This window comes from Roseburia sp. 1XD42-69 (assembly GCF_003612565.1).
Taxonomy (GTDB): domain Bacteria; phylum Bacillota; class Clostridia; order Lachnospirales; family Lachnospiraceae; genus Roseburia_B.
Window position 1 is genome coordinate 1 of record NZ_RAZG01000074.1, and the last position, 12,907, is coordinate 12,907.

The window sequence follows — 12,907 nt, forward strand, 5'->3', positions numbered from 1 at the left end:
TAAGAAAGGTGGTGATGCCAACTTCTTTACATTCTACAATATAACCACTATATGAAAAAACAGCTGATAGCACCAAGGGGGAAGTCCGCCCTTTTTTAGTGTATTTTTATCATTCCTATCATCTATTATTGTTGGTTCAATGGCTTAATCCTGTTGTAATGTCATACCACTACTAAGTTGTTAACATTGGTTTTTATACTACTTATGCCCGGTTATCCTTTCGGTTATTATCAGTGCGGTATTTATATTGTATGTAGGACGGCAATTTGTGATATACACAGGAATCCACACAGAATGGATATTATATTTTGGTATTTCATTCGTTAGTTTTCTTGGGATATATGTCTTGTATTTTGCAGTAACGTATTTTCAGTTTAATAAAAACATTGAACCATCTGCTCTTTGATAAAGCGGGCGCGGCTATCCGGCTTTGTCAATGTGCGTCGTGAGTACATATTCATGCTACCCCTTTGTTACCGCGTCGGCAAGCTGCTTTCCGATTTCATGGGCTTTCTGATAATCCACTTCCCCCGGCTCAAAGGACTGTATCAGATGAAAGGCTAAATTGTTGCCCTTATCCAGTGCTTGCTCTATAATACAGGGAACATACTATCCCCAGTATGTTCCCTGTTTGTGTTTTACCATGGAACGGTCATTTTCAGACCGCATTTCGTACATATCTTGGATTCGATATATTTTGTTGTCAGTTTGATGTTTGTTTTGTCACCGACGGTGTGTGAGTCAACGAGTGAGTCTGCTTTTGTTCCGTGTATACCCATTTCTCTTGCTTCGGCGGAAGGGTTTGTGATGCCAATTGGGGTTGATATTTCGAATAAATGCTGTTTATATTCGTCTTCGGATTGGAAGTTATCACAGTAGCAGAAGTAAAATGGCGCATCGTTTTCGTCGTATTCTTTTTCGATGACTGCCCAGTTTTCTTTCCATGTGTGGTTACACATGACTATTGGCAAGGTATTTCTCCGCAAACTCCGCTGTCTTTCCGAACGCGATACACGGCAGGAAATCAGCCTCCTGTCCGCCGTTCTGTTTGTACGGGCGGTTTACGGCAAGAGTGTATCTGGCAATGGCCGTATTGTTGTTATTTGTACCGTAACGCATCTCAACATCGCAGGTGAGTCTTCCGATTAAAATGATTTTATTCATATGCTTTTCTCCTTTTTTTTGAATGCCATTAGAAACGGTATCGTGTTTTTCAGTCTGTCTAGGCTGTTTTCTCGAAATTACACCCGGAGCGGCAGCGCTTTATGATTTTTGTTGCAAATGGATTGCCGTAAAGAGACAGCGTTATGGATATACGGATTTGAATTGCAAAGAATTTTGATATTGACGGGATAGTGTTATTGTTTTTGGAATTTAAAATAGCTGCCCTGTATAGGCAAAAACCTGTAGGACAGCTGTTTTAAGCATTGGAAATTCAATGGGGTTAGACAGCAGGCATTATGCCAGCTGCAACCGCTTTTCTAATTCAAGCACTTGTTCCAAAGTAAGCCCGGAATACGCTGCGACTTTTTCCAATGGCAGGCCTCCATCTTCTATCATTCTCATTGCTGATTCCATTTTTTCCTTTTCAATACCCTGCTCAATACCCTGTTCATATTTTTCCTGATAATGCATCTGCAACGTCATATAATCCAACCTCCACTTCTCATTCTTTCTGACAGACTGTACCGCCTTATCCAACTCTCTGGTAAAGTCATCACCCGGCTCTTTGCCGTCGATAAAATCAAGCAGTTTTTTCATTTCCGGGGTAACATCATCCATTGTGCCCTTGGTATTTAGAATAATCTTCGTTGTATCATCTCCAAGCCCTAACTCTAAATTTTGGATGCAGCGGTTTTCAAAGGTATAGATGTGCCTCCCCTCACCAAACAAATCAAAGGTACAGACAAAAATAATAAAACTGCGTTTCAAATCTTTGTAATTGTGCCCTTTTTCCAAAATATTCAAATCTATCATGCCCTGATAGTATCTTGTTCGCTTGGGAATGTTTCTATTCCCCGTGGTCTGCATTTCAATATTGTACACAGTCCCTTTGCCATCCTCCACATAAATATCCAGACGCACACTTTTTGCATCTGCGGAAATATCTATTGTCTCCTGCGATTTCGGATATTCAATGCGGGATATTTTTATGCCAAGCACCAGTTCCAAAAAGGGCTTGCAAAACTTCGGATTTCTCATGATAATACTAAACATGAAATCGTCCTTTATCTGCAGTTTCTCAAAAGTTTTTTCCATTCTGTTTCCGCCTTTCTTTGGTTTGATTATAACATATCCGCACAGCCGGATAAAGGGTTGTTTTGTATTTGACAGATTTATGCAGCCGCAGCCGGAAGTGGGGCGCATAGCGCCCTCTGCTTCCATGCCGTGACAAACGCCTCGACTTCCGGCGTCATGCCACAATTTCCTGCACCCCGTACTTGCACGACTTCCTGCCTGCGCACTTCGATTGTGTAAAACGGTTTGCATTCATTGGTGCATCTCCGCAGGAATAATATGATGCATTCCTCCTCGGCTACAATGCCCCTGCCGCCCGTGATTTCAGAGACGGATTGTCAAGTGTGTTTGTAAACTTTTTTACGTTCTTTCCACTGACAACCGCCTCCCCGCACTGATATGTAACAGGGGAACCAGACAGAACGTGAAGTGTTCCTGTTTGGTTCCCTTTTATCGTTTGTTCTTTATTGGTTTTCTTCCTACTTCCTGATTTCTTTATCTACCAAGACAACATCCAGATTATGCCATTTCTTTCACATACTCAGAAAGCGTCCTCTTTTCACAGTAACGTACAGCCAACACCGAATACCCCAAAGCAATCACCGCAAGCGCCGCAAAAAAAGCAAGTATAGGCAGCAACGGAAACGTATACTGCATTTCCCCAAATACGCCCACCCGGTTGAATATTCGGCAAAAAAGATATCCTGCTGCAGTTCCGACCGTCAGCGTAATGACCATAGTCACCAATACATAGTGAAACGCTTCCAACCGTAACATTTCTGCCAATTGTTTATTAGACAGCCCGATGGAGCGGAGCATTCCTAATTCCTGCTGTCTGGCTACAAAACCTGTCATAAGCGTGTTGCTCAAATTGATCAGGGCGAAAATACCGATAAATGCCACAATTGCATAGATTCTTTTCATATATTCCTTTAAGTCATGCTCATAAGCTGCAGAGGCTTCAACGATACTCCCAACCTCCAGATCCGGATTTTCGCCGCATATCTCATATATGATATCATCCGCCTGAGAAATATCCTCCAGATCGGAATTGAATGCCAGCAGAGAACTAAAATTGGTCGTGCCGGCTTTGATAGCAGGGAGCAAATCCTCCGGCACGAAAATAAAGCACCCCCCATAAAGTCTGTCCTCCCAGTGGGCAGTCGCCATTACCTGAAAGGAAACCTTTTTCCCCTCATCGTTCTCAATCTGCACACTGTCTCCCACTATCGCTTCATAATGCTCATGTGTTTTTAACATATCACCGTCATCATCAATGATGATCCCTTGATTTTCCACCAGCTCGTCATAATCCAGAGTACCACTAAGCAGGGCGTCCTGATGGCTCTCAAGATACTCTCTGGAAAGTCCCACTATCTCCCAAGTGTTATCGTAATCCACGTCATCATTACCAGGAAAGAACAGATTCGCCTGACAGCTCTGTACGGACTCTAAATCCCGAAGCTGCACTTCTTCCGTCAGTTTTACAATAAAATCCTGACTTAACGGGTTGTTCTGCTGCAGACGATCGTATATGGAAACCCACGAGGTAAGCATATCCTCCTCAGGCGACAGATACACTATAAATTCACGTTCTTTCAGATTCCGGTGTGCCATAGCCTCCGGATTGACAGACTGCATAACGGCAGCGGCACACATGAGTAAAATTCCTGTAAATCCAAGAGAAAATAAGGTCAGGACGGTCCGTTTCCTGTTGCGGAAAAAATTGATTTTGGCAAGAGAACGGGGTGTCAGCCGCTTTGTCAACTTTTTTGTGTCATCAGGTTTTACCGCATCCACCGTTGTTATCCTAGCCGCTTCCACCGGGGAAACCGACATTGCAATCCGCACAGGTCTGTGTATGGACAGCCGGACGGTGATCACCATGACAAAAGCAGTAAGAACCGCAAATTTTACCGTGTTTGACCAGTACCATCCGCCGGGTAGAAGCAGATATCCGATAATACAGCCGCAGACAATCCCTAAAGGAATAGAGAATAATGACATCTTCCTGCTTTCCTTCTGTAGCAAGCGCTTCATCTGTTTCTGTGTAATACCGACCACGCGCAGACGGCCATACTCTTTCACTTTTCCAGTGACAGAGATGTAAAACAGGCTGTAGATAACCACTGAACATGCAATCATGATTAAAATGCCGATTCCAAGCGTGGTTGCCCTATCAGTGGACACGTTTTCATAGGTAATAAAGTAAGAAGAACTAAATCTGATATCCGCTTCATCGAAACCATATTTTCCCATACAGACAAGAATATCCTGTTTTAATTCATCCGCCTCCATATCCTCGCTCCCGGCCATCCTTATCATCACCGCATAAGGAATCTTTACACCGGAAAAATAAGATTTCAACAGTGCCTGCGAGACCAGGACTTCATATGTATTGTCTGCACCCTCATCCCTGATCAGCCCACAGACTGTATATACCGACGGCACATTCTGCCCCAGATCAAGGGATATTGTCTGTCCAAGCACCGCTTCTATCCCCTTCTTTTCCAGATAAGAAGACGGAATGGCAATCTCTGTTTCCGCCTCTGGCAGCCGCCCCTGTATCAATTCAAAGGAAGACATCCGAAACGCCGTCTCATCATAGTATGTGACATTCAACCTTTCCTTCCCCGTCTGCAAAGACTTGAAACGCATTGCGAGCGTTAAGCCTGCCCGTTCTATGTTTTCATCTTCCGTCAGGGCAGCAATCTGCTCCGGTTCCGCAATGGACACTACCGCCTGAAAACGTCCTCGGTAAAATTGGTTGATCTGATAAGTTCCGCCATAGACAAGAAGGGCAAGCACCATAATCAGACAGGAAGCTAACGCAATTGTCGTCATAATAAAAACATTGCGGCGCCTGTCGGCACGGATGCTACTGTCTGCCAGCCGGTTAATGATTTTATTTGTACTTGCCATAAATAATGATACCACTGCACTCCCCTCCTTATCCTATAATCCTGCCGTCTTGGAGCCTGACGATGCGGTCCGCAAGAAGCGCAATGTCCCGGTCATGGGTGATCATAATTATGGTCTGGCAAAATTTTTCGCCGCTCAGTTTTAGGAGCCCCAGTACGTCAGCACTGCTCTTGCTGTCAAGATTGCCGGTCGGCTCATCGGCAAGGACGATCGCCGGTTTCGTAATCAATGCCCTCGCAATCGCCACACGCTGCTGCTGTCCGCCGGAAAGATTGTTCGGCATGCTTTTCAATTTTTCTTCCAGCCCCAGCACATGAACCACTTCATCCATAAAATTCTGGTCTACTGCGGCGCCATCCAATCCCACTGGCAAAACAATATTCTCGTACACATTTAAGATCGGAACCAAATTATAATTCTGAAAGACAAACCCAATATTACGCCTACGGAAAATGCTAAGTTCCTCGTCTTTCATCCGGGAAAGTTCCTTCCCACGGACAACCACCGAACCAGCAGTCGGCACATCCAGCCCACCGATCATATGTAATAACGTAGATTTTCCCGAACCAGAATTGCCGACTATGGCGACAAATTCCCCCTTATTGACGGATAAATCTACATCATCCACTGCACGAATGATATTAGGCTCTTCCCCATAGTATTTTTTCAAGTTTTTTATTTGTAAAATGTGCATAATGAACTGCCTCCTACTGTTTTTATTTCCCCATCAGTTTGGACAACTTTGTTATTTTCATTATAAAAAGGAATTATTGCAGAAATCTTAATAGAATTACAAAGGAATATATATCTCAAATTCACTTCCAGTATTAACAATAGAATTCACTAAGATATAGCCATGTTGAAGGGTAATAATCTGTTTGCACAGATACAGGCCAATACCGTTTCCCTCCAATATATTTGTATTCCCACGCCAAAATCTTATAAAAATATTGGACAGGTCAGCAGGCGGGATTCCTATACCAGTATCTTTGATTGAAATCTTTACATATTTTTCTGTCCTGCTAAGCAGTATATTGAGTTTTCCATTTTGCGGTGTATATTTAATAGCATTTTCCATTACATTAAATAATGCTTCACTTGTCCATTTCGGATCATGCAGGACAGTATAGTCCGTGGAATTGTCATAATACACCTCTATCTCCTTCTTTTCTGCAGGCACAAGTATCCCCTCCAACGCTGATAGTATCGTCTGGCTAATGGAGGCCTCCCTTGGCTGTATCTGAATCAATCCATTTTCAAGCTGCGATGTTTTTAATAATGCCCGAATTAAAAAGTCTATTTTGTCCAGCTGCTTCCCCTGTTTTTCCAGACAGTCCTGATATTCCTCTGGCGAAATGCCCGACTGTTTTAATGCTTCCTGCAAAAGATGCAAATTAGTGAGAGGCGTCTTTAGCTGATGTGAAATATCAGAAACAAAGGACTGCACTTTACTTTTTTCCTGTTCTATCGAACTCTGCTGCATCTGTAAAACATCATATAAGCGGTTCAGCTGATGATATATCTGTGACATATAGGTACCATCAATATGATCAAAATTTGGAACACCTTCCCTGTTCATCATCTTATCCATCATGACAAACAGGTTTGTAAAAAAAACAGAAAATACCCTTTTTATTAAAACCCAAGCTATACAAATAAACACAATAAAGGTAAACTGTGACGAGATAAGGACAGCCATACTGCTTCTATTAACCGAAATAAAAATAAGCAGCAGGTTTATAATCAGAATCCCGTAAAACAGAATTTTAACAGCTATAAAATACTTTTTGTCCTTCAATTTATCCCCTCCTCCTTATTGCAAATGCTATCACTGACTTATTCGTCTGCAATCCACATATAGCCTGTGCCATATACCGTCTTAATATATCGGTGATCCGCAGAATCAATTTTCCCCCTTATCCGGCTGACCATGCTGTTAAGAGATGATTCCTCCACATAATTCCCACGCTTGTCCCATACTACGTCCAGAATTTGCTCCCTTGTGATTATACGTCCGGAATTTTTTACCAACAGTTCCAGAAACTTAAATTCCAAAGGCGTAAATTCTATCGGTTCGCCCGCAGCATAAGCAGTTAAAGCTGCAAAATCAACCTGTAGATAGGAATCGGAATAAATCAGCCCGGAGACATCCTTTTCCATCCGGCTTGTGACAGCCGCTATCTTTTTCAGCAAAACAGGGAGGGAAAAAGGCTTGGTCACATAATCATCAGCTCCCATGTTGTAGCCTTTTAAAATATCGCTTTCCAGATCCTTTGCCGTAAGGAAAATGATTCTGGTATCTGTTGAAATCTGCCTGATTTCTTCACAGACAGCAAAACCATTACCGTCAGGCAGTGTAACATCCAGCAAAATAAGGTCAAACTTCAAATTTCTTATCTTCATCACAGCATCTTCCTTTGTATATGCAAATGTGGCATGATACCCGTTTTGATTCAAATGTCGAATCAGTGTTTCACTTAAAATCCGGTCGTCTTCCACTAACAATATTTTTTTCACAGTAATCTCTACCCTTCAATACTCCTCCGACAATGTCGATTTGTTTCATTGTTCAATGCAGATATTTTACCACAACACACACAATTTCACTAAATATTGCTCAAACTCTTTTTGCCTTATTCAACCTTTCACGACTTTTCCATCCATCACCGTAATCACGCAGCTGCACCTGCTGGTCAACGCCATATTATGTGTAACAAAAAGAATCGTCTTCCCCATATGTTCGGAAAAGTAACGCAGAAGCCCCACCACCATCTGCGTATTCTTGCTGTCCAGATTTCCTGTCGGCTCATCCGCCAGAATAATATCCGGTTCGCTGAGAAGCGCCCTCAAGATCGCCGCCCTCTGCTGCTCCCCTCCTGACAACTGCATGGGGAATGCATTTTTCTTCTCCTCCAGCTTCAGCTTAGCCAGAAATTTGTCAATCAGTTCTTCCTTGCATTCTTTTTTCTTTAGCTGGAACGGCAGAATGATATTCTCATATACCGTCAGTTCGTTGATCAGATTATAGTCCTGAAAGATGAACCCTACATGCTTTCTCCGGTATATGGTCCGCTGTTTATCGTCATAGTCGGATATCACATCCCCGGCGACCGTGATCGATCCGCTGCTGACACAATCCATTCCTCCGATCAGATTCAAAAGCGTGGTCTTCCCACTGCCAGAATCCCCTACGATTCCCACAAATTCCCCTTTATTGATACTGATACTGACATTTTTAAGCACCGGAACTTTGCCGGATTGACTTTCATACTCTTTGCTCACATCTTTGATATCTACTACAATCTCTCTCTCCATGTTCAATCCTCCTATTCACACATTAACTGCCATGATTCCGCGTAGCGGAATCTCAAATCTGCGCAGAGAATGCTTGTACCCTGAGCATTCTCCCAAACATGCAACAACTTAGACGGCGTCCCTTGATGCCTTAGATACGCTGAATTCTTTACTCTCTACAGGATCGTATCCTATATAAGAACTTCTCCTTCCGATCCATCTGCCGGTATGCGGCAAGCGGCACCAAAACCGCCACAACGCTGCCCAGTACAGCAAAGAGCAGATAAATGTGCGGATAAAAGTGATATGCGATATAAGACTCCTGCAGAACCATATTGATTATCGCATAAACCCCGAAGACCGCCAGAAGACAGCCCGGAACGAACCCGCCTGCTATATACAGCATCCCTTCCTTCGCCAGATTCTTCTCAATCTCCCGCTGCCCGATCCCCATGCTCTCCAGAATCGCAAGCTCCCTGCTCCTGCTATAAACGCTCTCCACCATACAGTTGATGAAATTCAAAACACCCATAGCCAGCAGGATCGCACTCAGGACAAAGCCGGCCAGCTTTAACCCGTTTATGTATCTCCCCGCCTGTTCCGCCAACGATTTTGCCGACCGGCAGGCGAGACCGCTGCTCTGATCTCCTATAATCTTCTCTATCGCCTCATCCCATTCCCCGTGAAATGTTTCCTTCACATCGAAGGCATATAGGTAATAATCGTCCTGCTGTTCCTTATCCTGCCACTCCGACATAGGAAGATAAACATTGCTTGCGTAATATCTTCCCGGAAATCTCATGGATTCCGGCAGTTCCTCCACGATCGCCATTACCGTATAGGTTCCCACTTCACCGCTTGCAAACGGGACTGTCACCTCATCTCCGGGCTGATAACATGCCACATTCTCTTTATTATCATCACTCAGAATCGGGTCCAGCAATATATACTTTCCTGTCTGGAACTGATCGGGATCGATCGTTCCACTGATAGGCTGAAGCTTTTGCAGCAGCATAGCATCCAGTCCATACGCACCTGTCCACATCTTACCGGGATCACTATAAGCACCCTCTCCCCAAATTTCCTCAAAGGCATCCCACTCCTCCTGCGTTGGAAGAAGACAGATATGGGATCTGCTTGCTCCGCCCGCCGCCTCCACTCCGGGAAGTCCCCGACACCCTGCTATCTCCTCTCGTGCGATCCGTTCATAGGAGACGGGATTTAGGCTCGGGTTCGTAAACACAGACTCTTTAGCAAAAATATAATCCGCATCCAAATCTCCCGCTACATACGACTCTACATCAAAGCCCGCCGTCACCGCATAAAAGATATTGGCAAGCAAAATGCTCACGGCAATGGAGACACATACCTTTAACACCTTGATCTTATCGCTCTGAAAATGCCTCACCACAAACTTTTTCAGGCAGTCCCCGTCATCTACGGTCTTCACCCTCCTGAATCCGCCTATATATCTTTTCATTTCTACGGGAGAAGCATTCTTAGCAAGCTTCATGGGCTTTCGCTCACTGACCCTCACTGTCAGATAGGAAAACGCAAATGCCAGAACAAAAATCCAGCCATTACCGCTTCCTCCAGCCTGTATCGTCATGAAGGCGCTCAATATGCCCGGCAGAACAGCCGCGGAAAAGAGATATCCCACGAGCAGCGCCGGAACGACGGCTGCCAGAAACAGAATATTGTTCTGCCTGCGAATCAGCTTCTTAATCTCTTTTTTCGTAATCCCGTTAGTAGAAAGTTTCCCGAAGAATCTGGCGTCACCGGTCACGGAGAGATGAAAGATATTGGAGATAAACAGATACCCCAGCCACATGACCAGAAGAACCAACGCCAAAAGAGCCGCCCATGTACTGAAATCCAGACTGCTAAGCAGGGAAATATCATTTATATAGATCTCACCTTCCTCCAAATCGATCTCCTCCTCCATGACCAGCATGGATGCCAATCTCCTGACATTTCCGTGCGAGGAGAACATCACGCCTGCCTGCCGATCTGCCTCCTCTCTCGGATCCAGCCCGCACTGTTCCCAATACGCACACACTTTCCCGTAAAAATCGTCCGACACCAGGATCGCATGATAAGGCTGCAAGGCTCTCTTATATACTCCCACTACGGTAAACGTTTCCGTGTACTCCTTCTCGTCAAGGTAAGTAAACGTCAGATTGATTGGCAGATCCTCCCTGTACGTGAGCCCCCGTTCCCGCAAATATTGATCGGATACCACGATCTCATTGCCTCTCTCAGGCATCCGTCCCTCTACGGGATAATACCTCATCCATCGCGCCATCTGCTCCTCGGCATCGTAAAGTGGTATTATTCCTGCACCGGAAGGTTCCCGCATCCTGGCAACTATGATGCCCGTACTCGTCTCCGCCACCCGCGGGTTTGCACAGATCCGCTCATACTCCTCCTCCGTCACGCTCAGCATCGCATCCGACAACATGGGCGATGACGCTTTCATCATCTCCTCCGCCGCATCCATGACAAAGAATAATGTAGAAAACACCATGACAAACAGCACCGTCGTAAAAAACACCGCTGCAGCCACGCACAAACTTTTCCCCTTTTCCCGAACTGCTTTTCTGATCGGTATTTTTCTTAATACACTTACCATGACCTCTCTCCTATCCTCTACTATTTTATTTCGGTATCAACCCAACTAAATACTACTATTTTCATTATAACAAGGAAATGTTGCAGAAATCTTATCAATATCACAGAGGCAGAAATGTCCAAGTAATTTTAGCTTTTGCATTATCCTGCCTGCGAAAACAGCAAATTAGAACTTATATCTGAGCACCTGTTAGCAGTGACCTGACATTGTAAAAAATATTCTTTTCTTACTGTTTCCCTATACAAATTAAAACCTTGTCAGGCGGCACATAGCCGATACAAAGAACTGGGAACTGCCGTGTACATATCCCTCTGCTTATTTTTGTTTTCTTCATGCCCCTGTCCTGCCGCCTGCACCTTTTTCTGCAAGGCGGGCTTTTAAGAAAGTTCTTTACCTCGCCCCCTTATCTTTCCGCCTTGCCTGATGCACCCTGACAGTTTCCCTTTCTTTTAGCATCTGCTCTTTCTGCCTAAGCCTGTCCCTGACGCTCATGGAATCCGCCGCTTTTTCCCCGTAGGTTTTCTCATACTTTGAACGCTCCGCCTAATAATCAAGATACTCTCTCCTGGCTGCTTTCAATTCTTTATAAAAAGCCTGCACGGAATCAAATTTATATTCCCTCACGATAGAGGAAAGCCTCTTTTTCATATCGGAAATCTGATCGTTGATAACTCTGGTCGGATTCCCTGCGGCGGCAGAAATCCTTATAGGACAGCTCCACATAGTCGCCATTCTCTTTGATATATACTTTTCTTGGTGCGTATTTCACCGTAAGTACCTCCCATCTGAATTTTTGAAATGCTGAAATTCAGATGGAGAGGGTGGGGAGCGGCAATGAATGCCAGATATAGCCCTGCGGCACAATCTGATAAAAAACGACAAAAAAACGCAAAGGCTCTGTGACCTCTACGGTTATAGGAAATACATATTCTGTTAAGCGGAGATTCTACTTCTGGTTTCATGGTGAGAAGTAGCGTTGCATGAGCAGATGGATAACTGCCCGAAAAAAGGACATAAAAAATCCCTCCAAACTTCAAAACAGGTCTGGAGAGTGTCTGTTAAGTCTTTTCGGGTATAGCAAATCAGCCCACCAAAACACCGTTTTTTTATATGGCGGGCTTGTATTGCCTATTTCAAATTCCAATAATGATTTCTTTATGTTCTAATAATCCTCTAAAAAATGCCTAATGAGCATAGCAATTTCTTCTTTTTTATATCCCAATTGGGACAATTTACATAGCAACTCTTTCTTAGCTTCATCCACTAATTTTTTCCTTACATCTTTAATATCAATAGCAACACAATAACCTTTTCTTTTGTTGGCATAAATAATACCCTTTTCCATCAACAACCTTAAAGCACAAGCTACTGTATGGGGATTTCCCTGATTACCTTCCGCATATTCCCTTATGCTCGGTATCGACTTATTTGGTGCTTGATAATTTACAAAAATGTCCATTTTAATCCGTTCTGCGATTTCCTGATACTTGTATCTTTTATTCATCTTTTTCTCTTCCTGTTAATAGCTTTTGGATTGTGATATTATAAAAATCCGCTATTTGGGGAAACTGGTAAATGCTTGGGCGGGATGTTCCTTGTTCCATTTAGATATTGTTGATTTTGAAACACCACAATACTCTGCAAGTTTCTCTTGCGATTTTCCTTTTTTCGCTCGTTTTTTTTTTTAACACTTCCGAAATATGTAATTTACTCAAACTTCGCACATAGATTTAGCCTATGCACCTTGAAAATTCAATACTGGCAGTTATTCAGTTATCTTAATTCCTATGCTATGCTGCTTGAAGCTGTGTCCTCAGTAAA

At 43.7% G+C, this 12,907-nt stretch carries 11 protein-coding genes and 3 pseudogenes; all 14 read right to left on the bottom strand.

Translation table 11 applies throughout. The features are described from left to right. Positions 1-465 precede the first annotated feature (465 nt). Positions 466-594 (bottom strand): annotated as a pseudogene (locus D7Y06_RS20885) (relaxase/mobilization nuclease domain-containing protein); the annotation flags it as partial. A 44-nt stretch (positions 595-638) separates the two neighbouring features. Continuing rightward, positions 639-971 (bottom strand): hypothetical protein, encoded by a 333-nt coding sequence (locus D7Y06_RS20890; protein WP_147415732.1) that lies wholly within the window; start codon positions 969-971, stop codon positions 639-641. Next, positions 970-1,164: pseudogene (locus D7Y06_RS20895) on the bottom strand (single-stranded DNA-binding protein); the annotation flags it as partial. The gene D7Y06_RS20890 and the pseudogene D7Y06_RS20895, both read right to left, overlap by 2 nt. A 294-nt stretch (positions 1,165-1,458) precedes the next feature. After that, complete coding sequence (locus D7Y06_RS20900; RefSeq protein WP_334295007.1) at positions 1,459-2,385, bottom strand: Rpn family recombination-promoting nuclease/putative transposase; 927 nt, start codon at positions 2,383-2,385, stop codon at positions 1,459-1,461. Further along, positions 2,337-2,561 (bottom strand): PcfJ domain-containing protein, encoded by a 225-nt coding sequence (locus tag D7Y06_RS28415; protein WP_120409568.1) that lies wholly within the window; start codon positions 2,559-2,561, stop codon positions 2,337-2,339. Before D7Y06_RS28415 ends, D7Y06_RS20900 begins: the two co-directional genes overlap by 49 nt. 196 nt (positions 2,562-2,757) lie before the next feature. After that, positions 2,758-5,175, bottom strand: coding sequence for an ABC transporter permease (locus tag D7Y06_RS20910; protein WP_120409569.1), 2,418 nt, complete (start codon positions 5,173-5,175; stop codon positions 2,758-2,760). Between the two features lie 13 nt (positions 5,176-5,188). Further along, positions 5,189-5,854 (bottom strand): ABC transporter ATP-binding protein, encoded by a 666-nt coding sequence (locus tag D7Y06_RS20915; RefSeq protein ID WP_120409570.1) that lies wholly within the window; start codon positions 5,852-5,854, stop codon positions 5,189-5,191. A 96-nt stretch (positions 5,855-5,950) separates the two neighbouring features. Beyond that, the gene (locus D7Y06_RS20920) at positions 5,951-6,958 is read right to left on the bottom strand and encodes a sensor histidine kinase (RefSeq protein ID WP_120409571.1); all 1,008 of its coding nucleotides are present in this window, start codon (positions 6,956-6,958) and stop codon (positions 5,951-5,953) included. A 38-nt stretch (positions 6,959-6,996) separates the two neighbouring features. Then, positions 6,997-7,677 (bottom strand): response regulator transcription factor, encoded by a 681-nt coding sequence (locus D7Y06_RS20925; protein ID WP_120409572.1) that lies wholly within the window; start codon positions 7,675-7,677, stop codon positions 6,997-6,999. Positions 7,678-7,797: 120 nt separating this feature from the next. Then, complete coding sequence (locus D7Y06_RS20930) at positions 7,798-8,475, bottom strand: ABC transporter ATP-binding protein (RefSeq protein ID WP_120409573.1); 678 nt, start codon at positions 8,473-8,475, stop codon at positions 7,798-7,800. 148 nt (positions 8,476-8,623) lie between these two features. After that, entirely contained in the window at positions 8,624-11,086 is a 2,463-nt protein-coding gene (locus tag D7Y06_RS20935; protein ID WP_120409574.1) for an ABC transporter permease, read from the bottom strand. A 610-nt stretch (positions 11,087-11,696) separates the two neighbouring features. Beyond that, entirely contained in the window at positions 11,697-11,855 is a 159-nt protein-coding gene (locus D7Y06_RS20940) for a hypothetical protein (RefSeq protein WP_330566556.1), read from the bottom strand. 393 nt (positions 11,856-12,248) lie between these two features. Beyond that, positions 12,249-12,590: a GntR family transcriptional regulator gene (locus D7Y06_RS20955; protein WP_120409576.1), complete on the bottom strand. Its 342-nt coding sequence runs from the start codon at positions 12,588-12,590 to the stop codon at positions 12,249-12,251. 51 nt (positions 12,591-12,641) lie between these two features. After that, a pseudogene (locus D7Y06_RS28675) lies at positions 12,642-12,758 on the bottom strand (helix-turn-helix domain-containing protein); the annotation flags it as partial. Between the last annotated feature and the right edge of the window lie 149 nt (positions 12,759-12,907).

Bases quoted from the DNA above. Each gene is read 5' to 3' on its own strand.
- D7Y06_RS20915 (WP_120409570.1), bottom strand. From the start codon at position 5,854: ATGCACATTTTACAAATAAAAAACTTGAAAAAATACTATGGGGAAGAG.
- D7Y06_RS20900 (WP_334295007.1), bottom strand. From the start codon at position 2,385: ATGGAAGCAGAGGGCGCTATGCGCCCCACTTCCGGCTGCGGCTGCATA.
- D7Y06_RS20930 (WP_120409573.1), bottom strand. From the start codon at position 8,475: ATGGAGAGAGAGATTGTAGTAGATATCAAAGATGTGAGCAAAGAGTAT.
- D7Y06_RS20955 (WP_120409576.1), bottom strand. From the start codon at position 12,590: ATGAATAAAAGATACAAGTATCAGGAAATCGCAGAACGGATTAAAATG.
- D7Y06_RS20935 (WP_120409574.1), bottom strand. From the start codon at position 11,086: ATGGTAAGTGTATTAAGAAAAATACCGATCAGAAAAGCAGTTCGGGAA.